18 protein-coding genes, 2 tRNA genes and 1 pseudogene are annotated in these 21,078 nt (G+C 50.4%); 5 read left to right on the forward strand and 16 right to left on the reverse strand.

Annotation, left to right across the window (positions count from 1 at the left end; all coding sequences use genetic code 11):
- Positions 1-234: 234 nt before the first annotated feature.
- Positions 235-1,527: an NCS2 family permease gene (locus tag C2M35_RS08050; RefSeq protein ID WP_105199168.1), complete on the reverse strand. Its 1,293-nt coding sequence runs from the start codon at positions 1,525-1,527 to the stop codon at positions 235-237.
- Between the two features lie 233 nt (positions 1,528-1,760).
- On the opposite strand from C2M35_RS08050, the gene C2M35_RS08055 reads away from it, so the two are divergent.
- Both C2M35_RS08055 and C2M35_RS08060 read left to right on the forward strand, forming a co-directional pair.
- Complete coding sequence (locus C2M35_RS08055; RefSeq protein WP_105199167.1) at positions 1,761-2,219, forward strand: hypothetical protein; 459 nt, start codon at positions 1,761-1,763, stop codon at positions 2,217-2,219.
- A gap of 193 nt (positions 2,220-2,412) precedes the next feature.
- On the forward strand, positions 2,413-2,871 hold the full coding sequence (locus tag C2M35_RS08060; RefSeq protein ID WP_105199166.1) for a YchJ family protein: 459 nt from the start codon (positions 2,413-2,415) through the stop codon (positions 2,869-2,871).
- 48 nt (positions 2,872-2,919) lie between these two features.
- Here the strand turns inward: C2M35_RS08060 and C2M35_RS08065 are convergent, their stop codons facing one another.
- Positions 2,920-3,456: a hypothetical protein gene (locus tag C2M35_RS08065; protein WP_105199165.1), complete on the reverse strand. Its 537-nt coding sequence runs from the start codon at positions 3,454-3,456 to the stop codon at positions 2,920-2,922.
- Between the two features lie 285 nt (positions 3,457-3,741).
- On the opposite strand from C2M35_RS08065, the gene C2M35_RS08070 reads away from it, so the two are divergent.
- Both C2M35_RS08070 and C2M35_RS08075 read left to right on the forward strand, forming a co-directional pair.
- Positions 3,742-3,826, forward strand: a tRNA-Tyr gene (locus C2M35_RS08070).
- Between the two features lie 38 nt (positions 3,827-3,864).
- Positions 3,865-3,949: transfer RNA gene (locus C2M35_RS08075), tRNA-Tyr, on the forward strand.
- Positions 3,950-4,038: 89 nt separating this feature from the next.
- Here C2M35_RS08075 and C2M35_RS08080 read toward each other — a convergent pair.
- The 3 genes from C2M35_RS08080 to C2M35_RS08090 form a co-directional block, all read right to left on the reverse strand.
- The gene (locus C2M35_RS08080; RefSeq protein WP_158677943.1) at positions 4,039-4,749 is read right to left on the reverse strand and encodes a M48 family metallopeptidase; all 711 of its coding nucleotides are present in this window, start codon (positions 4,747-4,749) and stop codon (positions 4,039-4,041) included.
- Positions 4,750-4,837: 88 nt separating this feature from the next.
- Positions 4,838-5,236 carry a VOC family protein gene (locus tag C2M35_RS08085; RefSeq protein WP_105199163.1) on the reverse strand — a complete coding sequence of 133 codons (399 nt, stop codon included), beginning with the start codon at positions 5,234-5,236 and terminating at the stop codon, positions 4,838-4,840.
- Positions 5,229-5,867: an HD domain-containing protein gene (locus C2M35_RS08090; protein WP_199774401.1), complete on the reverse strand. Its 639-nt coding sequence runs from the start codon at positions 5,865-5,867 to the stop codon at positions 5,229-5,231. Before C2M35_RS08090 ends, C2M35_RS08085 begins: the two co-directional genes overlap by 8 nt.
- 207 nt (positions 5,868-6,074) lie before the next feature.
- On the opposite strand from C2M35_RS08090, the gene C2M35_RS08095 reads away from it, so the two are divergent.
- On the forward strand, positions 6,075-7,265 hold the full coding sequence (locus C2M35_RS08095) for a class I SAM-dependent methyltransferase (protein WP_105199162.1): 1,191 nt from the start codon (positions 6,075-6,077) through the stop codon (positions 7,263-7,265).
- A 59-nt stretch (positions 7,266-7,324) separates the two neighbouring features.
- Here C2M35_RS08095 and C2M35_RS08100 read toward each other — a convergent pair whose 3' ends face one another.
- From C2M35_RS08100 to apt, 11 genes and pseudogenes are all read right to left on the reverse strand, one after another.
- Positions 7,325-7,624 (reverse strand): PilZ domain-containing protein, encoded by a 300-nt coding sequence (locus tag C2M35_RS08100; protein ID WP_105199161.1) that lies wholly within the window; start codon positions 7,622-7,624, stop codon positions 7,325-7,327.
- Between the two features lie 19 nt (positions 7,625-7,643).
- Positions 7,644-8,018, reverse strand: coding sequence for a response regulator (locus C2M35_RS08105; protein WP_105199160.1), 375 nt, complete (start codon positions 8,016-8,018; stop codon positions 7,644-7,646).
- Positions 8,019-8,089: 71 nt separating this feature from the next.
- A pseudogene (gene hrpA, locus C2M35_RS08110) lies at positions 8,090-11,993 on the reverse strand (ATP-dependent RNA helicase HrpA).
- 67 nt (positions 11,994-12,060) lie between these two features.
- Positions 12,061-12,489 carry a CBS domain-containing protein gene (locus C2M35_RS08115; protein WP_105199158.1) on the reverse strand — a complete coding sequence of 143 codons (429 nt, stop codon included), beginning with the start codon at positions 12,487-12,489 and terminating at the stop codon, positions 12,061-12,063.
- 76 nt (positions 12,490-12,565) lie between these two features.
- Positions 12,566-13,600, reverse strand: coding sequence for an isoaspartyl peptidase/L-asparaginase family protein (locus tag C2M35_RS08120; RefSeq protein ID WP_105199248.1), 1,035 nt, complete (start codon positions 13,598-13,600; stop codon positions 12,566-12,568).
- Between the two features lie 163 nt (positions 13,601-13,763).
- Positions 13,764-15,680, reverse strand: a complete 1,917-nt coding sequence (gene htpG, locus C2M35_RS08125) for a molecular chaperone HtpG (RefSeq protein ID WP_105265052.1) — start codon at positions 15,678-15,680, stop codon at positions 13,764-13,766.
- Between the two features lie 144 nt (positions 15,681-15,824).
- Positions 15,825-16,436 (reverse strand): recombination mediator RecR, encoded by a 612-nt coding sequence (gene recR / locus C2M35_RS08130; protein WP_105199156.1) that lies wholly within the window; start codon positions 16,434-16,436, stop codon positions 15,825-15,827.
- Positions 16,437-16,536: 100 nt separating this feature from the next.
- Positions 16,537-17,325: a hypothetical protein gene (locus C2M35_RS08135; RefSeq protein ID WP_105265053.1), complete on the reverse strand. Its 789-nt coding sequence runs from the start codon at positions 17,323-17,325 to the stop codon at positions 16,537-16,539.
- A 135-nt stretch (positions 17,326-17,460) separates the two neighbouring features.
- Entirely contained in the window at positions 17,461-17,787 is a 327-nt protein-coding gene (locus tag C2M35_RS08140; protein ID WP_105199148.1) for a YbaB/EbfC family nucleoid-associated protein, read from the reverse strand.
- Between the two features lie 56 nt (positions 17,788-17,843).
- A complete protein-coding gene (gene dnaX / locus C2M35_RS08145) occupies positions 17,844-20,354 on the reverse strand; it encodes a DNA polymerase III subunit gamma/tau (protein WP_105265054.1) in 2,511 nt (836 codons plus the stop codon).
- A gap of 3 nt (positions 20,355-20,357) precedes the next feature.
- Entirely contained in the window at positions 20,358-20,903 is a 546-nt protein-coding gene (gene apt, locus C2M35_RS08150) for an adenine phosphoribosyltransferase (protein ID WP_105265055.1), read from the reverse strand.
- Between the last annotated feature and the right edge of the window lie 175 nt (positions 20,904-21,078).

Below are 21,078 nucleotides of genomic sequence, written 5' to 3' on the forward strand. Positions count from 1 at the left end.
CAACGCGTATGTCAATTTAGACAGCCAAACGACGAATCGGTAAACGTCAAAATGAGCCAACTATTGCGGAGGGTTAGGCTAGCATATTTAATTGCCACTCGGTACTGTTGATTTAGCTGTCAGCCCCAGAGGTCTTACCATTACGCACACTGTGCTTACGCTAACACCCTCATGTTAACAGCGAGTACATTATCGCAAGGGAAGAAAAAAGCCGCTTAACAGCGGCCTTCTTAATTAAGACAGGAAGATAAACTTGAGCACAAATAAGGCACTGAGTATCCAGACACTGATACTGACCTCGTTGGCCTTATTACAAACCACCTTCACCGCGGTATAAGCGATAAAGCCTAGCGCAATACCATGGGCAATCGAGAAGGTCAGCGGCGTCATTAGTAATACAACGGCCACAGGGATGGCGTCTGTCATATCGTCCCAATCAACCAGTTTCAGGTTTTGCAGCATCAAGATAGAAACATACAAAATCGCCCCCGCAGTGGCATAGGCCGGCACCATGGAGGCTAATGGCGCAAAGAACATCATCAATAAGAAACACAGGCCCACCACAACGGCGGTTAAACCCGTGCGTCCACCGACGGAAACACCGGCCACCGACTCAATATAAGAAGTCGTAGTTGAGGTGCCCAGCATGGAGCCGGCTATGGTAGCGCTACTGTCGGCGCTCAATGCACGACCCAGGCGCGGCATACGCCCTTCATCATCGGCCAGGCCCGCTTTTTGCGTTACCGCAACCAAGGTGCCCGAGGTATCAAATAAGTCAACGAATAGGAATGCAAAGACCACACTGAGCATAGAGAGCTCAAGGGCACCGGCGAAATCCAGTTGCATAAAGGTCGGCATAATAGATGGCGGCGCCGAGACAACCCCCTGATACTCAACCAAGTCCAACCCAAGGGCCACCAAGGTAACCAGCATAATACTGATCAAAACACCGCTTTTGATATCGCGATACAGCAAGGCGGCAATAATAAAGAAGCTCAAAATAGCCAAAAGCGGACCACTGCTGGTGATATCGCCCATCTGCACCAGGGTCGCCGGGCTGGCAACAACAATGCCGGCATTTTTTAAGGCGATCAAGGCTAGAAATGCACCTATACCCGTGGCGATGGCTCTTTTCAACACTAAGGGAATGGCGTTGATAATCCATTCCCGCACCTTAAACAGGCTTAGCAGTAAAAAGATACTGCCCGACATAAAGACCGCGCCCAATGCCGCTTGCCAGGTGTAACCCATGCCCAGCACCACACCATAAGTGAAAAAGGCGTTCAGCCCCATTCCCGGCGCCAAGGCCAGCGGGTAATTGGCCCAAAAACCCATAATAAAACAGCCAATTGCTGCGGCAATACAGGTAGCGACAAAGGCCGCGCCTTGGTCCATCCCCGCTTCCGCCAGCATCGCCGGGTTAACAAAAACAATGTACACCATGGTGATAAAGGTAGTGATACCGGCAATCACCTCACGTTTCACAGAGCTTCCATGCGCTTTGATCTTAAAAACACTCTCTAGCATTGGTCTTTTTCGAGCTAATAAACAAGCCGGCAATGCTAGCACAAATACGGACAAATGACCGCATAAATAGCCGCTTTAACCCATATTTCCGTGCAAACTTTTAATCTCGGCTAAAAAATACCGTTTAAAAAAGAGGCAAAAAAAAGCTTGCACCCAACAACTGTATAAACTACTGTATATAAATACTGTATAAAACACTGTATATCGTTTACTTTACCCCCAGCGAGGCATTTATGTTACATACAGCAGCGGTTCGACACGTAAAAAGCTATCAGCAAGAAAACCCGGCGGCCATTAACCTGGTGCATACAGAAGATGAGATCTCGGCGTCTTTTGAATTACTGAAAATTATCCATCGCTACAATAGCAGTAATGGTTGGACCCTGCTGGTTGCACCGGATCATATCCCCAGCCGCGACCTGCTAGATTCTTGCTCTATCGACACCAGTAAGCTCTTGGTGATCCGCCGCAAACACATTGTTGATTGCGAATATATGCTTAATTGTGCACTGCAAAACGGTCGCTTCGCCGCCATTGTTACCTGGACGGATATTGTTAGCTTGGCGCAACTTGAAGCCATGCAACTCAATACCCATCAGGCCAAGGCACAATTATATTGCTTTGCCTCCGATGCTGACGCGGATTCCGATGCCGTTCAGACCACGCTGCCCCAAGCCATGCAAATTTGCTAATACCAGTTCTGTTAAGTATGTGATCGGGTATAGCGCTGGATAAATGATATGCTAACAAGGCGAAATTTTTCTTATGTAGTTATTCTCCATAGAAAAATCACAACGCCGTAAGCATGATATTTACCCCGCCAGAGCGATTAGCTATTTAAGTGAATTGGTATAAAATGCGGCTTTTGCCTTTGTGGGATCATGTATGTGTTATTGTGGGTCTGAGAAACAGTATACCGATTGTTGTGGCCGCTTTATCAGCGGGAGTGAACAAGCTGGTGATGCCCTTACTCTGATGAAATCGCGCTACAGCGCCTTTTGCACCCAGGCCATTGAGTATTTAGTTGCCACTTGCTCGGCGGCAGCCCTCAAGAATAACCAGGCAGAAGATGTCGCCGAATTTGCCGAAGCGGCTAAATTCACCAAACTTGAGATAGTCGACACCGACCTCACTGCCTATCCAGCCGAGGTTGAATTTAAGGCCTATTATCTATTTGCCAATAGCCTGTGTTGTATTCATGAGCGCTCGACCTTTATCCAACAAGATGGTCATTGGCTTTACGACGCGGGTACCCTGATGCCCACAACAGAACGTAAACTCAGTCGCAATGACTCCTGTCCCTGTGGCAGCGAAAAGAAATTTAAAAAGTGTTGTGGAAGCTAGAATAAAAAAACGCCCTCACTGGGGTTGTGTGGGCGTTGAGAAGAGCACTTATTCTCTTGGGCCAACCGGCACCATAATGTGCGCATAGGGAGTTCCCTTCCACATAACATAGGGACCACCTGCATAGGGATCTGTGGGTAAGCTATCCAAAAGAGCGTTATCCGGCATAATAATCATCAAATGTGGACCTTCTACGATCCATTGATTATCTTCCGTCTCCCCTTCTGCATAAGGGTCGGTATTACTGGCACCACCATCTCCAGCCAGCATATAGGAAATACCTACCGCTTTAGCCTGAAACGGCTTTTTATTGGTCCAGGCATCCGCCCACTCCATCCAAGGCCCATCCATACACATGGGTGCGGTACCGCTTAGGCTCGGTGGTGTAGGAAAACAGGTGTAATTACTGCTGCCTTCTTGCAACACATTTTGTTGCCAGTCCATCACTGTTACCTTATCTCTTAACGTCGGCGGTGCGGCGCTCAAAGCATCCTCTAATAAGGCTTGTTTATCTTCATCAGCAATGGCTGAGCCGGCCAAAGCGGCCAGTGAAGCACTCAGCAGTAGAGCGTTTGTTTTGTTCATAACACTATCCTCAGGTGAGTTTTACTACCTTTAATACTGCCTTAATGAGTATAGACGTACCTGACCCAGTGCCCAGTATTTATGGTTTGTGTTGGCGTGTTATGCGCTGACAAATTGTTTCTGTGCTTTCATATCGTGATTTTATCTTAAAAAGCGACAACCTTGATTTGCATAAACTTTCGACAAGATGACTTATATCTATGCGGTTATCGGCATAATTTAGTATTTCTTTAGTTTTTTTCTTTACTTGAAAGCTCAGTTTGCTATTATCGCCGCCGTTGCTTAGGAGGGGTTCCCGAGCGGCCAAAGGGATCAGACTGTAAATCTGACGGCATTGCCTTCGCTGGTTCGAATCCAGCCCCCTCCACCACTTTTCTAAAGTTTAATAAGCACGCATCCATTTTTAGTGGAGGGGTTCCCGAGCGGCCAAAGGGATCAGACTGTAAATCTGACGGCACTGCCTTCGCTGGTTCGAATCCAGCTCCCTCCACCACTTCTTTCTTACTAGTTTCCAGTAAATAAAGCCTAGCTCATCGGTAACGTGCTATAACGCATCGAGCCTAACCATGGCATCGCTTGGTATTAAAACGCCAATTCTAAACTCGTTCCCTGCTCTCGTAACCAGGCCTTAGCTTCTTGCGTCTGTGCACAATGTTGATTAACCAAACGCCAAAACCTTGGACCATGATCCATATATCGAATATGGGCCAGCTCATGCACTAAAACATAATCGATCACCCAGGTTGGTGCCCCCGCCAGCAGAGTATTAAAGGTCAGCCTGTGCCGACGATCACAACTGCCCCAGCGGCGTTTATATACACGTACCTTAATGTCCACAGCCTTTACGCCCATGCGCGATTGCCAATAATCTAATCGCATATAAATAAAGCGCGCTAACTCCTCGGCCATAAATGCCAGTAAGAGCTCTTTGGCTTTCTCCTGCTGATGTCGGACTCGAGCGCTAATACACAGCTCAATGCTGTTATCTTGTAATCTCACCGAGCTGGCCTTAGCACCTTTGATCACCACAGGCACAGACCTACCGAATAAACTTAAGGTTCCATCATCCAGGGGGCGACTTTTAAGCCTGTACAGTTCACCCTGACGATCTAGTTGTTTGCTGATCCAATCTCGTTTACTGGCGACAAACTCGGCGATAAAGCGCTCACAGGTGCCCGTTGGCGCCTTAACCAGAAGTTGTTGGCGTTTGACTATGATGGCGACGGTCGAGCGTTTCCCGCTGTAGGTGATTTGATAGTCCATCGGCACATCGGGTGCCAAATTTGGGAGCACAATAAGGCCTTGTCTAAAATGTTAGCTAATCGTTCGGGTGAATGATATCAGGCTTTTGCAGAAAGTGGTTAGCCGCCCCAAGCCAAGGTTAAAGCAATTTATGCACCGCTTCATATTCAAAGCAGGTGATCTCATGCATATTGGCACTGGGGTCGCGAAAATAAAGTGAATGTGAAACCTGGTGATCCGCCAAAGTTACCTTAACGTCCTGCCCTTCAAGGTGGCGAAGCCAGTGGACAAAGGCCTGCGCATCGGCGGCAAAGGCAATACCATTGCTGCTGCGGCTGCCTTCAAACAATGCCAGGCAAATGGTCTTTGCCTGATCTTGCAGCATAAGTGGACCATCGTCCTGATGGTGATACCAAAATTCCAGCTCCGGGACTATCTCAAAGCCCATCACATTACGATAAAACACCAGGGCCTGCTGCATGTCTTTTACCTGCAGGTGACAATGATGTACTCCTCGTAGTAATGGTGCCTTAGTCATAACTCATCCCAATCTCGTGTCCGAGTTGACGTAAAAAGTCCTGCATATAGGCGGTGCGATGCTCGGCTTCAATGCGAGCACTGTGAGTGTTCATGGTGCTGGCTAAACCCAGTAACTTAACGAAGAAATGATCGAGCGTGTATTTGCCATCATCCGCCTCGCGCTCATGGCAAAAAGGATCGTTAGGATGATACAAGCCGCGGCAAATGGCACCGCCCACCTTCATACAGCGGCTGATCCCCACCGCGCCCAAGGCGTCCATACGGTCAGCGTCTTGCACTATTTGTGCTTCCAGCGTCAGCGGGGTGACATTGGCGCTAAAACTATGGGCAACAATGGCATGATGAATGGCCTCTAAATATTGCGTTTCGTAGCCTATACTATGCAAAAATGTCAGCGCCTTATCGGCGGCCAGCAAAGAAGCCTTGGCACGATCCGGATGGTTTTTCGCTACCGCCACACAATCATGCAGCCAGGCTGCCGGTAAAACCACCGCCATTTCGGCCTGCTCTTGCACACACAAGCGTTTGGCCACCTGCACCACGCGCTCGATATGGGTGATATCATGGGCCGCATCGGCACTGCCGCAATCAAGGATAAATTCTCGGCATTGTTGTTCTAATTGCTGCATTGCTTCGGGCAATATTAGGGCCTGATTATTCACTGTTTCTCGCTCTGTGCTTGGCTTAGTTATAGGCTTATTCAGGCGCATTATAAAATCAGCGCCCAGGTCATTGTAACCGACAATAAAGGACTGATAGCTAATTGGCAAAATTAAATTTGAGTATCGGCCTGCGACTACCTAGAATAGCGCCTCAATTTACTATCAGGAGCTGCAATGGCCGGCGCAATTTATCTTCAACCTGGGCGCGAAAAATCACTTAAGCGCAAACACCCTTGGATTTTCTCCAAGGCAGTCAAAAAAGTGAAAGGCAATTTGGCCCTAGGCGATACAGTGACCGTCTACGACAGCCAGGGTAAATTCCTTGCCACCGCCGCTTACAGCCCAGAATCACAGATCCGAGCCCGCGTATGGAGCTTTGACGAGCACGAGCAAATCGATGTGGAGTTTTTCCACAAACGCCTATTGCGTGCCCTGGATGCGCGCCAACACACCATAGCCGAAGGCGGCTTAACCGGTTACCGCCTGTGTGCGGCCGAGTCGGATGGCCTGCCTGGTATCACCATAGATAAGTTCGCCAACTACCTGGTTTGCCAGCTGCTTAGTGCCGGTGCCGAGCGTCATAAGGGCGATATTGTTGCCGCCTTGCAGCGTATCTTCCCCGATTGCGCCGTCTATGAGCGCTCAGATGTGGATGTGCGCAAAAAAGAAGGCCTGGCGCCGACCACGGGGCCATTAATTGGCGAAGCCCCATCTGCTCCGGTACTGATCGAAGAAAACGGCCTCACCTGCGAAGTGGACATTATCGGTGGCCATAAAACCGGTTTTTACCTGGATCAGCGTGACAGCCGCGCCGCCCTTGAGCGCTATGTCAAAGACAAGGACGTGCTTAACTGTTTCTGTTACACCGGCACCTTTGGCCTGTATGCACTGCGCGGCGGCTGTAAGGAAGTCACCAATGTTGATGTATCACAAAATGCCCTGGATATAGCCAAACGCAATGTTGAGCACAACCAGCTGGACATGAGTAAAGCGCACTTTGTTAAGCAGGACGTGTTTAAGCTGCTGCGCGAATACCGCGAGCAAGGGCGTAAATTCGACACTATTGTGATGGATCCGCCTAAGTTTGCTGAGTCTAAGGCCCAGCTTACCGGCGCTTGTCGTGGCTATAAGGATATCAATATGCTGGCGATGCAATTGCTTAAGCCTGGCGGCACCTTATTGACCTTCTCCTGCTCGGGCTTGATGGAGCAGAACTTATTCCAAAAAGTGGTGGCTGATGCGGCGCTGGATGCGCACCGTGATTTACTAATTGTCGAGCGTTTAAATCAGGCTGCCGATCACCCCATCTCCGGCCCCTACCCGGAAGGCTTTTACCTTAAAGGCCTTGTTTGTAAGGTCTACTAGTCACCTCTGCAACCCAAGAGTGAGTGCCATTTGGCGCTCACTTTTGCTATCGTTTCCGGCTAGCTCACTTCCAGCATCTGCACGCCGACACTATATTGGCCGTCGTCTTCACGGGTGCAACGCACCACACGGGTTAAGGCATTTAAGGGAGCCACACTGGCTGTGGCAGATTGAATTCGTACCTTGATGGTAGCGCCGGGATCGACGGCAGTATCGAGAAATAACTGCATGCCGGAAGCGCTTAAATCGTGGCAAATTGCCGTGCGACTAAACACCTCCTGGCCCTGATTGACTTCAACGGTAGCCTGGGCATCCACCAACATGCGGCGGAAATTGCGTTGCTCTTGATGATAAAGCATAAGGATCTCCTCAAGCTCTTTAAATCAGTGTCTGCAAGCGCTCCATTAGCTCATTCATCGCCAAAGGTTTAACAAAAAACCCATCACAACCAACCTCAAAGGCGTGTTTTTTAGCTGCCTCAGACTCCAGTCCAGACACCATTAAAATAGGGATGTCTTTGGTCTCTGGCGTGTTTTTCAGTATACGACAGGTGTCGAACCCATCCAGCCCGGGCATACATACATCCAGCATGATGGCATCGGGATGAAAAGTAAGCGCTTCTTTTAAGCACTGCTCACCTGATTTTGCGTACTTCAACTCAAACTGCTCACCTAATACATGAGTGTAGAAGGTAAAGTTAAAATACTCATCATCAACAACCAGCAACCTGGCTTTATTCTGTGTACGCAACACGACCTCCGTCCTTGTCTATGCGCTTATCATAATTGTAATTATAACCCAGCAGACATTAAGCTCACTGCGGCTTAAGTCTTACTAAGGTATTCACTTATAACATTAAGGACCCGCTTGGCAGACACCGGATAAGGGGTACCCAAGGTTTGCGCGAATAAAGAAACGCGCAGCTCTTGCTGCATCCAAAATATTTCTGTTAATGCCTCAGGTTGTGGCTCCCCTTTAGGGTGCTTGGCCAGGCATTTTTTATAGGCCTCAGCGACCTTATCCAGCTCCAGGGTGCAGAGACGATCACGATTCGGATCCACCGGCAGTTTTTCCAAACGGCGCTCAATGGCCTGCATATAACGGCTCAGGTCGGCCATTTTATCGGCGCCATGATGACTGACAAAGCCTTTAAAAATCAAGCTCTCAAGCTGGTTTTTTATATCGCCATGGGCGGTGATCATACTGAGATCCACCTTACCGCGCATGCGCTTATGAATGCCATGGGCACGACTGAGCACCTGCTCCACCTGCAAGGCGATAGCAACCACAGTATCGCCAAGCTCGCCGCGGATATGCTCCTTGGCGGCATTAAATTGCTCGGCGTCTCGAATATCGCCGAAGTTTGCCAATAGTTTATCCACGGCGGCGGCGATACAGTCATCAATCAGCAACTGCACCTTGCCAAAAGGATTAAAATACAGGCCCAGCTAGGCTTTATTGGGCAGGTTTTGCTGCAAGTATTTTATCGGCGATGGAATGTTCAACAGCACCATACGACGTAACCCCTGCTGATGAGCCGCCTGCGCCTTGGTCGGCGAGTCAAACAGCTCAATGGCGGTGCTGTCTTTTTTATCTACCAGAGCCACAAAGGCTTTAACCTCGTATTGCCCCTGTTTTTTCACATAGGACTCGGGCAGCGCCTCAAATTGCCATTCGGTCAGCCCTTGGCGCTCAATGCCTTCATCAGCCACCTGAGACAGGGTATTACTGACCTTATCCGCCAGCTGGGCCTTCAGCGCATCCAAATCATAGCCGCGCGCCACCAAGGTATTTCTATCGTCGCGCACCTCAAAGGCCATGCGCAAATGCTCATCCACCGCCAATGGGTCAAATTGCTCGGCTTCAACCTTGGCTCCGGTCATACGGAATAGACGCAGTGCCAGGGCATCCACCAGCTTACCTTGCAGCGGCTCCACCGAGCTCAATACCGCATCGGCATAGTTAGGGGCTGGCACAAAATTGCGGCGCTGGGCTTTGGGTAAGGACTTTATCAGCGCACAAATAAGCTCATGTCTAAAGGCGGGAATATGCCAGTCAAAGCCCTCATTTTGCACCTGGTTAAGCAGTGCCAGAGGGATTTGCACCGCCACACCATCGACATCCTGCCCCGGCTCAAAGCTGTAGCTCAGCGGCAATACCAGGTTGCCCTGCATCCAAATATCCGGGTAATTATCGGCGGTGATCTCATCGGCACCATGGCGCATCAGCGCTTCCTTGCTCATATGCAAGAAGCGTTTATCTTTGCGCTTTTGTTCCTTATACCATTTCAAGAAGCTGACGCGGTTACACACGTCCGCCGGAATATGCTTATCGTAGAACTCGTACAGGGTATGCTCGTCGACCAAGATATCGCGACGGCGCGCCTTGTTTTCTAAGTCCTGTACTTCCTCAATAAGCTTGCGATTCACCTGCAAAAAGGACTCGTTAGCGCCTAACTCCTGCTCCACCAAGGCGGTGCGGATAAAGATTTCACGGCTGACAACCGGGTCGATTTTGTCATACTGGCTGCGCTTTTTCGCCACTATGGTCAGGCCATAGAGGGTTTGTTGTTCGAAGGCGATAACCGCCCCGGCTTTTTTCTGCCAATGGGGTTCGCTGTAGCTGCGCTTGACCAGATGCTGTGCCAGTGGCGCCAGCCAGGCGACATCGATTTTGGCATTGATACGGGCGTAGAGGTTTGGACGTTTCCACCAGCTCCGCCGACATCAGCCATTTTGGCCGCTTTTTAAAGAGATTAGAGCCCGGGAAGATATGGAACTGGCTGTTGCGTGCACCCTGATAAAAGGCGTTTTTATCGTCCTTTTGCCCCACATGACTCAGCAGGCCGCTAAGCAGGGCCTGATGCAGAGTCTCAAAGCTGGGCTCATTGCTCGCGTCTTTTAAGCCCATTTCTTCGCAGATGGTCGATACCTGATAAACGATATCCTGCCATTCACGAATGCGCATATAGGCAAAGAACTCCTGCTTGCAGAGCTTGCGGAACTGATTATTGGTCAGGGCTTTTTGTTGCTCTTCGAGGTAGTTCCACAGGTTTAAAAAGGCGATGAAGTCCGAGTCATCATCATTAAAACGCCCGTGCAGTTCATCGGCCTTGCCTTTTTTATCTTGCGGACGCTCGCGCGGGTCTTGAATGGCCAGGGCCGCGGTGATGATGATCACCTCACGCATAGCCCCAAGCGGCACGCTTGCCAGCACCATTTTTGCAAGACGGGGGTCAAGCGGAATGCGCGCCAAATCGCGACCCATTTTGGTGAGCTCGATTTGACTGCGTTGCTTCGCCGGTTTAACCGCCTCAAGCTCTTCAAGTAACCGCACGCCATCATTGATATTGCGGCTATCCGGCGGCTGCACAAAAGGGAAACGGCTGATATCACCAAGGCCAAGGCCAAGCATCTGCAAGATAACCGAGGCCAGGTTTGTGCGCAGGATCTCAGGGTCGGTAAACTCCGGACGCCCTAAAAAGTCTTCTTCGGAATAAAGACGAATACAGATACCCGCTTCCACACGTCCACAACGACCCTTACGCTGATTGGCACTGGCCTGAGAGACCGCTTCAATTGGCAGGCGCTGTACCTTGGTACGATAACTGTAGCGGCTAATACGGGCGGTACCCGGGTCTATCACATAACGGATCCCCGGCACGGTTAACGAGGTTTCCGCCACATTGGTGGCAAGGACAATACGGCGCTTATTACCTGGATGGAAAATTCGGTTCTGCTCGGCATTAGATAAGCGGGCATACAAGGGCAGTATTTCGGTATGCTTGAGGTTGCGCTTGCTAAGGGCATCGGCGGTGTCGCGAATTTCCCGCTCACCATTCATAAAGATCAGGATATCGCCCGGGCCTTCGTCGTAGAGCTCGTCTACGGCATCGAAAATGCCTTGCAGTTGGTCGTTTTCATCCTGCTCCTCGTCGCTGCCGCTAAGCTCTGTGATCGGCCTGTAACGCACTTCCACCGGGTAGGTACGCCCGGACACCTCGATAATAGGTGCGTCGTTAAAATGACGAGAAAAACGCTCCGGATCTATGGTCGCCGAGGTAATAATGACTTTTAAGTCCGGGCGCTTGGGCAGCAGATTCTTCAGATAACCGAGAATAAAGTCGATATTCAGACTGCGCTCGTGGGCCTCATCGATAATGATGGTGTCGTACTGGTTGAGATAGCGGTCGTTTTGAATCTCCGCGAGCAGGATACCGTCTGTCATCAGTTTAATATAACTGCGCTCGCTGACCTGATCGCTAAAACGAATTTTAAAGCCGACGGTTTGACCAATTTCGCTTTCCAACTCTTCGGCAATACGGGCGGCAACGCTACGTGCCGCTAGGCGACGTGGTTGAGTATGGCCAATTAAGCCTTCAACGCCACGACCTAGCTCTAGGCAGATTTTCGGGAGCTGAGTGGTTTTACCCGAGCCGGTTTCACCGGCAACAATCACCACCTGATGCTTGGCAATCGCCGCTTTAATATCTTCGCGTTTTTCACTAACGGGTAAGGCCGCTGGGAAACTGGGCTTAGGCAACTCGGCCAAACGCTTGGCGCGAGCAGCAATACTGGCATCAATACTGGTGGCAATCTTAGCAAGAACACCCTGCTGTTTTTGGGCGTCGGCTATTTTTTGCACCCCTTGTAGGCGTTTTTTGAGTATAAATTGGTCTTTTTTTAAACACTCATTGAGCTTGGCATACAAGGATTTGCTGGCAGACACACAGGCCTCTAAATAACGGCATAAAATGGCTGCTCAGCTTAGCAAAATATCGCTCTAAAGTGTATCGTTAGACAAAGCGTTTTCCAGGCGCATAATTGTCATGTAAGTGCTTGTCCAGCGCCAACAAAATATGGGCCCGAGTGATGATCCCCATCAGCTTGCCTTGCTCATCGCACACCGGATACATTTTCGGCTTATCTATCTTCATGTTTTCGGCGACCGTCATCACGCTATGATCAGGCGTGACACACAAGGGCTCCTTGGTCATCACATCACCAACCACGCAGTGCGCTTCGTTTTGATAGGTAGAATTAAGCATTTGTTGCAAGCAGTCTTGCTCAGAAACAAAACCAATGACGGTACCGAGATCATCGATCACTGGGCCACCGGTTTGACAGCTTTGAAGAAGTTTTTCCACCGCGCTTTCAATGGACATATCGGCTTTGAAAGTCACAGGTCTGTGGTTATAGTAATCAGCGACTTTAATAGATTGCATACGCACCCCCAAAATTATTAGCGCCAACATTGTAAATATAGTTGGCGCCAGGATTTTTGCGTAGCTAGGGGAGTAATTATTCGTCTTTAAAAATAGCCACATAGGTTGGGGTTGTACTGCTCTTACTGGCGCGATACATACCCGCCGTATTAAACGGCATGCTGATGTTGCCCTTGGCATCGACTATGATCACCCCGCCTGTGCCACCGGCTTCGAACATGGGCCCAAAGATCACCTCGTTACCGGCCTGCTCAATGCTCTTGCCTTGGTATTGCACTCGAGCACAAATATCACTCGCCACCTGATAACGAATAAAGTACTCACCATGACCCGTGGCCGATACCGCACAGGAGGCATTATCGGCAAAGGTACCTGCGCCTATTACCGGTGAATCACCAATGCGGCCAAAGCGCTTGGCCGTCATGCCGCCGGTGCTCGTGCCTGCGGCGATATTGCCGTGGCTATCGAGGGCAACAGCACCGACCGTACCCATCTTGTATTGGCTTGGCAATGCCTGATGCAGGGCCTGATAATCCTTGGTGGCCGATTTGGCCTTATCCAGCTTTTCCTTGGCTTTAAGTAGCGCCTCATAACGGTGCTCGGTATCAAACACACTGTTTTCCACCAACTTCATACCCTGCTGCTGGGCAAACTCTTCCGCCCCTTCTCCACTTAACATCACATGCACAGAATTGGTCATCACCAGACGAGCTAAATCGATGGGGTTTTCAATATGTTTGACTCCGGCTACGGCGCCCGCTGCACGGGTACGACCATCCATAATCGAGGCATCGAGCTCATGCTCACCCTCGTAGGTGTACACCGCGCCTTTACCGGCGTTAAAGTAAGGGGAATTCTCCAGCACATTAATGGCCGCATTGATGGCATCCAGACTGGCGCCCCCTTGGTCTAACACCGCATAGCCTGCTTCCACCGCTTCGCTCAATTTGGCGCGATACGCCTTTTCTTGCTCCGGCGTAAAGCGTGCCTTTTCAATGGTCCCGGCACCGCCGTGAATGGCGATGGCTATGGGATTCGCAGGGGTATCGGCTAGCGACGAAAAAGAAGAAAGACTAAGAAGTGCCAAAGCACCGAGTAAAGACGATTTCATATCTTGCTCTAATGATGGAAATAAGAGCATTCCACTATGCGCATTCTTCCTAACGGGCGCAAGCACTTGCGATAAAGCGTTTTTCCTTTTTCCGCAACGAGTTGCAGGCATAAAAAAAGCCCAAGTGGTTAGCTCGGGCTCAAAGTTGGGATTTTTTTACCTGTTACTTGCTTAAATCCAGCATCAGCTTATTCAAGCGGGTTACAAATCCGGCCGGGTCTTTTAAGCTGCCGCGCTCGGCAAGCAAGGCCTGGTCCAGCAGTACCTCTGACCACTGAGTGAACTTGTCTTCGTCCTGCTCATTGTTAAGATGCTTAACCAACTGGTGCTCAGGGTTTAGTTCGAACACAGGCTTGGTTTCCGGCACTTTTTGACCGACAGACTCCATAAGCTTGATCATCTGTGAGCTCATATCGTGATCATCGGCAACCACACAGGCCGGTGAGTCCGTTAGGCGATGGGTAAAGCGTACTTCCTTGACCTTATCGCCCAGCGCCGTTTTAATGCGCTCAAGCAAGCCTGCCACTTCCTTCTCAGACTCTTCTTGGGCCTTTTTACTCTCTTCGTCGTCCAAATCACCTAAGTCCAAATCACCGCGAGTGATCGACTGGAACTGCTTGTCTTGAAACTCGGTGAGGTGGCTCATCATCCACTCATCAACACGGTCGCTCAGTAGCAAGACTTCAATGCCCTTCTTACGGAAGATCTCCAGGTGTGGCGAGTTCTTCGCCGCTTCAAAGCTGTCGGCCACCACGTAGTAAATCTTGTCCTGGCCTTCGCTCATGCGCTCGATGTACTGCTCGAGTGACACATTCTGCGTCGCTTCGTCTGTGTGTGTTGAAGCAAAGCGCAGCAGCTTGGCAATGGCTTCTTTATTCGCCATGTCTTCCGCCGGACCTTCTTTGATCACGCTGCCGAATTCATCCCAGAAGGTTTGATACTCTTGCGGTTTGTTCTTACCCATGCGTTCCAGCATTTTCAACACGCGAGACGTACAGCCCTTACGAATTGTTTGGGTGATCTTGTTGTCTTGTAAAATCTCACGAGACACGTTTAGCGGCAGATCGTTTGAGTCCAGCAGACCTTTTACGAAACGCAGGTAGCTTGGCATAAACTGCTCGGCGTCATCCATGATAAATACGCGTTGTACATACAGCTTTAAGCCGCTTTGACGCTCGCGGTTATACATATCAAAGGGGGCGCGCTTAGGAATGTACAGCAAGCTGGTGTATTCGGTTTTACCTTCCACCTTGTTGTGTGCCCAGGTCAGCGGCTCTTCCCAGTCGTGACCTACATGCTTGTAAAACTCCTGGTATTCTTCATCGCTGATCTCTGATTTATCACGAGTCCACAGCGCCTCTGCCTTATTGATGGCTTCCCAGTGACCCGGTTGTGCTTCGATTTTCTCGCCGTCCGGGCCTTCTGTTTCTGGCACCGGCTCACGGTACATCTCGACCGGAATGGCGATATGATCTGAGTATTTATTAACGATACCGCGCAGGCGGAAATCGTCGAGGAATTCTTTTTCATCGTCGCGCAGGTGCAGGATAATTTCGGTACCACGGCTGTCTTTGTCGATCTCGGCCAGGGTGTAATCGCCCTCGCCTTTTGATTCCCACTCGATAGCGTGCTTTTCACCGGCTTTGCGCGTGCGCACGGTTACTTTGTCGGCCACGATAAAGGCCGAGTAGAAACCCACACCGAATTGACCGATCAGCTGCGAGTCTTTGGCTTGGTCGCCGGTCAGGTTTTTGAAAAATTCTGCGGTGCCCGATTTAGCAATGGTGCCTAAGGCGCTGATCACTTCATCACGGGTCATACCGATACCATTATCGGCAATGGTTACCGTGCCCTTGTCCTTATCGGCGCTAATACGCACCTTGAGTTCGGCATCGCCTTCGTACAGGTCGCCATTTTCAAGGGCTAAAAAGCGCAGTTTATCTGCGGCATCAGAAGCATTCGATACCAGCTCACGCAGGAAAATCTCTTTGTTTGAATACAAAGAGTGGATCATTAAGTTAAGCAGTTGCTTTACTTCAGTCTGAAAGCCAAGCGTTTCTTTTTCTGATGTTGCTGTCATTTCTCTCTCCGTTAGCAAACAGGTTCAACTGAGTAGGTTGATAACCAGATATGCTCTTGTATATGGGGTGATGCGGTTGGGATTCAAGAGAGAAAAAACGAAAAAAGCGCCAAAAGGCGCCTTTTTGCTGGATTTTAGAGCAAATCAATCGTCAAAGGTGACCTGCTTACGACCGTTAAAGGCATGGGATAAGGTCATGCCATCAACCAGGTCTAATTCGCCACCGACAGGCACGCCATGAGCGATACGCGATGCGCCCACCTGGTATTGCTTACACAGCTCGGCAATATAATGGGCTGTGGTCTCGCCCTCTACCGTGGGGTTAGTCGCCAGGATCACCTCGTTGATCCCTCCCGCAGCCAGTTTTTGCTCGAGCACATCCAGGCCAATTTCTTTTGGGCCTATGCCATCAAGGGGTGACAAGTGACCCATTAATACAAAGTACAGGCCCTGATAGTGCCCGGTTTGCTCCACTGCTAATACGTCGCTGGGCGATTCCACCACACACAGCAAGCCGGAATCCTGGCGTTTAATATTACCGCACAGCTCGCACTGCTCTTGCTCGGTAAAAGTACGACAACTGTTGCAATGACCAATATCCACCATGGCCTGGCTTAACGCAGCCCCCAATTGGCTGCCGCCCTCACGGTCACGCTCCAATAAGTGAAAGGCAATCCGCTGAGCCGATTTCGGGCCTATGCCCGGTAAACAACGCAAAGCATCAACAAGTTGAGTTAATTTTGGCGAAAGCTGCATGTAAATTCCGATTAAGCTGCGACACTGTGTAATTCAGCGCTCTATTATGTGGCGTTAAGGTACCAAAGCCAAGCGCAAAAGTATAAGGGAGTTGTTAGCCCTAGTTTGAGGCCGACTCGATTAGCTCTCGATATGGCGTAACTTTAAGTTCTGACTGAGCGCTGTGTTTCTCATACAAGAAAGTGGTCGAGCCACCACCCTCTTTGTAGGCATTTAAAGGGCAATCATCGGAAAGGTTATCGCGAGTGCCGCTCAGCAACAAGTCGGCCTTGCCATCGCCGTTAAAGTCGGCGATTAATTGCACAAACAATTTAAACGTATCCTTGACCACGCCACACTCTCGCGTGTGTGAGCCAAGCACGGTCTCAAACAAGCGTGGGTTACTTTTGTTATTAACAAGCGAGAGCTCACCTAGGGTCTTGCCTTTAACCAGGGTTTCAAGCTCACGTTGTGCTTGCTGCTTCATTTCGTCGCTCTCAATCCCACCTGGTAATGGAATGATGCTGGCGGGAATATGGTGCCACCAATTGGCAGAGTCCATATCAAAATGATTTTCCTTGGCCACCTTGACCTGATCAAGCAGGGTCAACTCGGCGCACGCTGCACCGTAGACGAGTTCCCGGCCAAATTCCTCTCGTGATTTGCCATAGCAACCGCGCTTGATCAAGGCTGAATACTCCTCGCAACTGGCATATTTGCTTAGGCTTCCCTGTGTATCCGCATCCGGGCAAAAGAATTCGCCACCGTCCTCAATCATACGTTTAGAGGGGACTTTATATTCTTCGATTGCCTGGAGGGTATTAAAGCCTCGGTCGTCGGCTTGAACGTGCGTCACACCAAGCGCAAGCAGTGTCGTCGTCATTAAAATTGGGGTTAGTTTGAACTTCATAGCTGAGTATCCTTTCTCTTGGTTTTTTATGGTGATGCCAATGATAAAACATCGGGGTAGATGTGAGTATTGGTCTTAGGGACTAATGGACAAAAAAATAGCGCCATAAGGCGCTAATTTTTAAATGGTTCTTTATTAGAACGGCATTTTGAAGCCAGGAGGTAGATTCATACCACCGGTTACTTCTGACATGCGTTTTTGGCTTTCTTCGGCTACACGACGTACGGCGTCGTTACAGGCCGCGGCAAGCAAGTCTTCAATCATGTCCTTGTCGTCTTCCATCAAGCTCTCATCCAGCTCAACGCGACGTACATTGTGGCTACCCAGCATGGTTACTTTAACCAGGCCGGCACCGGCTTCACCTGTTACTTCTAAGTTTGCGATTTCTTCTTGGGCTTTTTGCATGCGCTCTTGCATCATCTGCGCTTGCTTCATCATGTTACCCATTCCACCTTTAAACATAGTGTTCTCTCTTCATTTAAATCTATGCTGGCAAAGATAAGGCCAGCGAGGAAAAATTACAATGGCTGCACCGAGTTTTCATCAAGGTTCGCCGAAAATTGCGTCATTAAGCGCTGCACATTGTGATCGCTGTGCATGGCCGCCACCGCCTGTTGCAAACGCTGGGCGTCGAGCGCTTCTTGGATCAGTTTCGGTGTACCCGCTACCTCGGGGCTAAACTCTATATGCAATTCTATGGGCTCGCCCAGTTGCTCGCTAAAACACTGCACCAAGCGTTCGCGCAACGCCGGACCATCCAGGTGTTGCTGACTGGCGTCGACCTGCAAAAACACCTGATTTTGTTCCTTACGGTAGCAGCTTTGCAAAGCAAACTGACGGGTACGCCCACCTAAATTCATCTCGTCTATCAAGGCCGCCCAGGCATCTTGCTGATGGGCGAATTTGATGTCGCTGATACTGCTGGTAAAGCCCTCAGGCACAGGGATCACCAAAGGCTGCTCTTGCGCCTCGGCATTTGTCACCGGTGCTTGTAGCTGTTGCAACAGCTCGGGGGCCAGCTTTTGCGGATCCGGCTGATGCCTGTCAAGCAGGCGCTGCGCCGGCGTTTGCTTACGCTTGGCCGCTTCTAGCTGTTGCTGTTGCTGTTGCTGTTGCTGTTGCTGTTGCTGTTGCTGTTGCTGTTGCTGTTGCTGAGCAGGCTCTGCCGTGGCAACTGCGGGTGCAACTGCAGTTGCTACTGCGGTATCAAAATAACTTGGTGATGCGCTTAGTTCGGCCCGCTCACCCCGGGCCGCTGCCTTTTTTAGGTCATCGCCGCCTTGGGTCACTTCATGGCGGCTTTGCGCCCTTTGGCCAGCTGCGGCTGCAGGCGCAGGCGTTGCCGAAGGCGTTGCCAGCTTACGGTTTTGCAGAATACGGGCGATGGCCGATTGAGTTTGCTCTTCCAAGGCATGCAGCTGCTCGGCCGGCGCCGCCTGACCTTGACTGTCCTGCTCTGGACTTACTGGCTGCATTTGCTCAATGCTTACTGACTGCATCTGCTCAATGTGGGGTTGCGCTTGTACTTGGTCTTGTTCTTGAACAGCACCCTGAGGTGCTTGCTCTAACGCTGCTTGGTGCTGGAACCCAGGCTCTGCTGTATTAGGCTGCACTGGCTCGCCGCCCTGATAACCTAACTCTTGAGCCTGTTGTAGCACGGCATCAAATTGCGCCGCCGCTTCTTGCTCCTGCGCTACTTCCTCATCCATTTCTACAGTGGGTGCAGAGGATGTAGAAGGTACTTCAGGTGCAGCGACAGGCGCTGTCGTAGGTGTAGCCACGGGTGCGGACACAAGCTCTGGCTTAGCAGCTTTTGGCGCTGAAGCCAGCTCATTATTATTGCGGGCTAGCATGGCACGCAAATTAGCCGCTTGCTCTTGACCCGAGGCCTTAGGGCTGGCCATCTCGGCCACATTCGCTGGCGCTGTTGGCATGGAGGCCAAGGCCGCAGGCTCGAAGGCCAATAAACGTAACATCAGCATTTCAAAGCCCACCTGTGGTGAGCTGCTCCATTGCAAATCACGTTTACCGCTTAACAGCAATTGGTACAGAGTGTGAATATGCTGAGGGTCGGTGCTGCGGGCCGCCGCACTTACGTATTCGGCGTCGCGCTCGCTAAGCGCCGCGGCGCTGGGCACCAACTGAGTCAGCTGAATGCTATGCATCAGATTTAATAAGTCATCCAGCACCGCAACATAATTTGGGTTACGCTGCGCTAAGGCTCGGGTTTGCTGCATCAGCTCGGCGCCATCGTGCAGGAGCACGGCACTCAGTAGCTGCTGGGCAAAACGCACATCCATCAGGCCGAGCATGTCTTTGACCGCTTCTTCCACCAGCTGCCCATTGGTTTGGGCTATGGCTTGATCGGTCAGACTTAAGGCATCGCGCATACTGCCGTCGGCAGCCTTAGCCAATACAGCCAGTGCCGAGTCTTCGTAATGGATTTGTTCCTGGCCAAGAATATGCTGCAGCTGGGTGCTGATCTGCGGTACAGATAAGGCGCTTAGATTAAACTGCAAACAGCGAGATAAGATGGTTACCGGTAATTTTTGCGGATCGGTCGTCGCCAGCAGGAACTTCACATGTTCGGGGGGCTCTTCCAACGTCTTTAACAGCGCGTTAAAGCTGTGTTTGGAAAGCATGTGCACCTCATCGATAAGGTACACCTTAAATTGACCTCGTGTTGGTGCATATTGCACGTTATCGAGGATTTCCCGCGTGTCTTCAACCTTGGTGCGCGATGCCGCATCGATTTCGATAAGATCTATGTACTTACCCGCTTCGATATCTAAGCAGGTGCTACATTGGCCGCAGGGCTGAGCGGAAATGCCCTGCTCACAGTTCAGGCTCTTGGCAAAGATACGGGCGATGGTGGTTTTACCCACGCCTCGCGTCCCGGTAAACAAATAGGCATGGTGCAGACGCTGCTCATTTAGCGCGTTAACCAAAGCTTGTTTAACATGGTCTTGACCAACAAGTTGGTGAAAGGTTTGCGGTCGCCATTTCCTGGCCAGAACCTGATAGCTCATTGCTTAATCGCCTTCGAATTCGACTAGTTTAAATACGTCAATTCCCTGTTGGCGCACGCGTTGCTCACCACCTAAATCAGGTAAGGAGACAACAAACGCAGCATGTGTTGCTTCGCCGCCAAGCTTGGCAACGAGTTTAGCGGTGGCTTCAATGGTGCCGCCAGTTGCTAATAAATCATCAACTAACAATACCTTATCACCGGCCACTATGGCGTCTTGGTGCAGCTCCAGGGTATCTTCACCATATTCTAACTGGTAGCTTTGTGCAATGACCGCACGAGGTAATTTGCCCGGCTTACGCACCGGAATAAAAGGCACACCTAACACATAAGCCAAAGGTGCGGCAAAGATAAAGCCACGAGATTCGGTACCAATGATCTTGGTAAAGCCCAGGTCTTTATACTTATTCACCATGTGATCTATGGTCAGTTGTAATGCCTTGGGGTCGGCTAACAGGCTGGTAACGTCACGGAACATAATGCCCGGTTTAGGATAATCGGCAACCGTGGCAATGGATTGCTTGATGTAATCAAGATCAACAGCGCTCATAACTCATTTCATGTTTTGTTTTGTTTAGCGCTGCATTATATACCCAAACGATTTGAAGATACATGCTTGGGCGCTATCACAGGGGGTCAATACACGGGGGGATAATGTGCCGGCGAGCCCCTTTTTAGTTGCTTTAACACAATGTGAAAAACAAAAAAGCCACCTGGCTAGCAAG

It is taken from the genome of Pseudoalteromonas sp. T1lg76, from assembly GCF_002964725.1.
GTDB lineage: Bacteria > Pseudomonadota > Gammaproteobacteria > Enterobacterales > Alteromonadaceae > Pseudoalteromonas.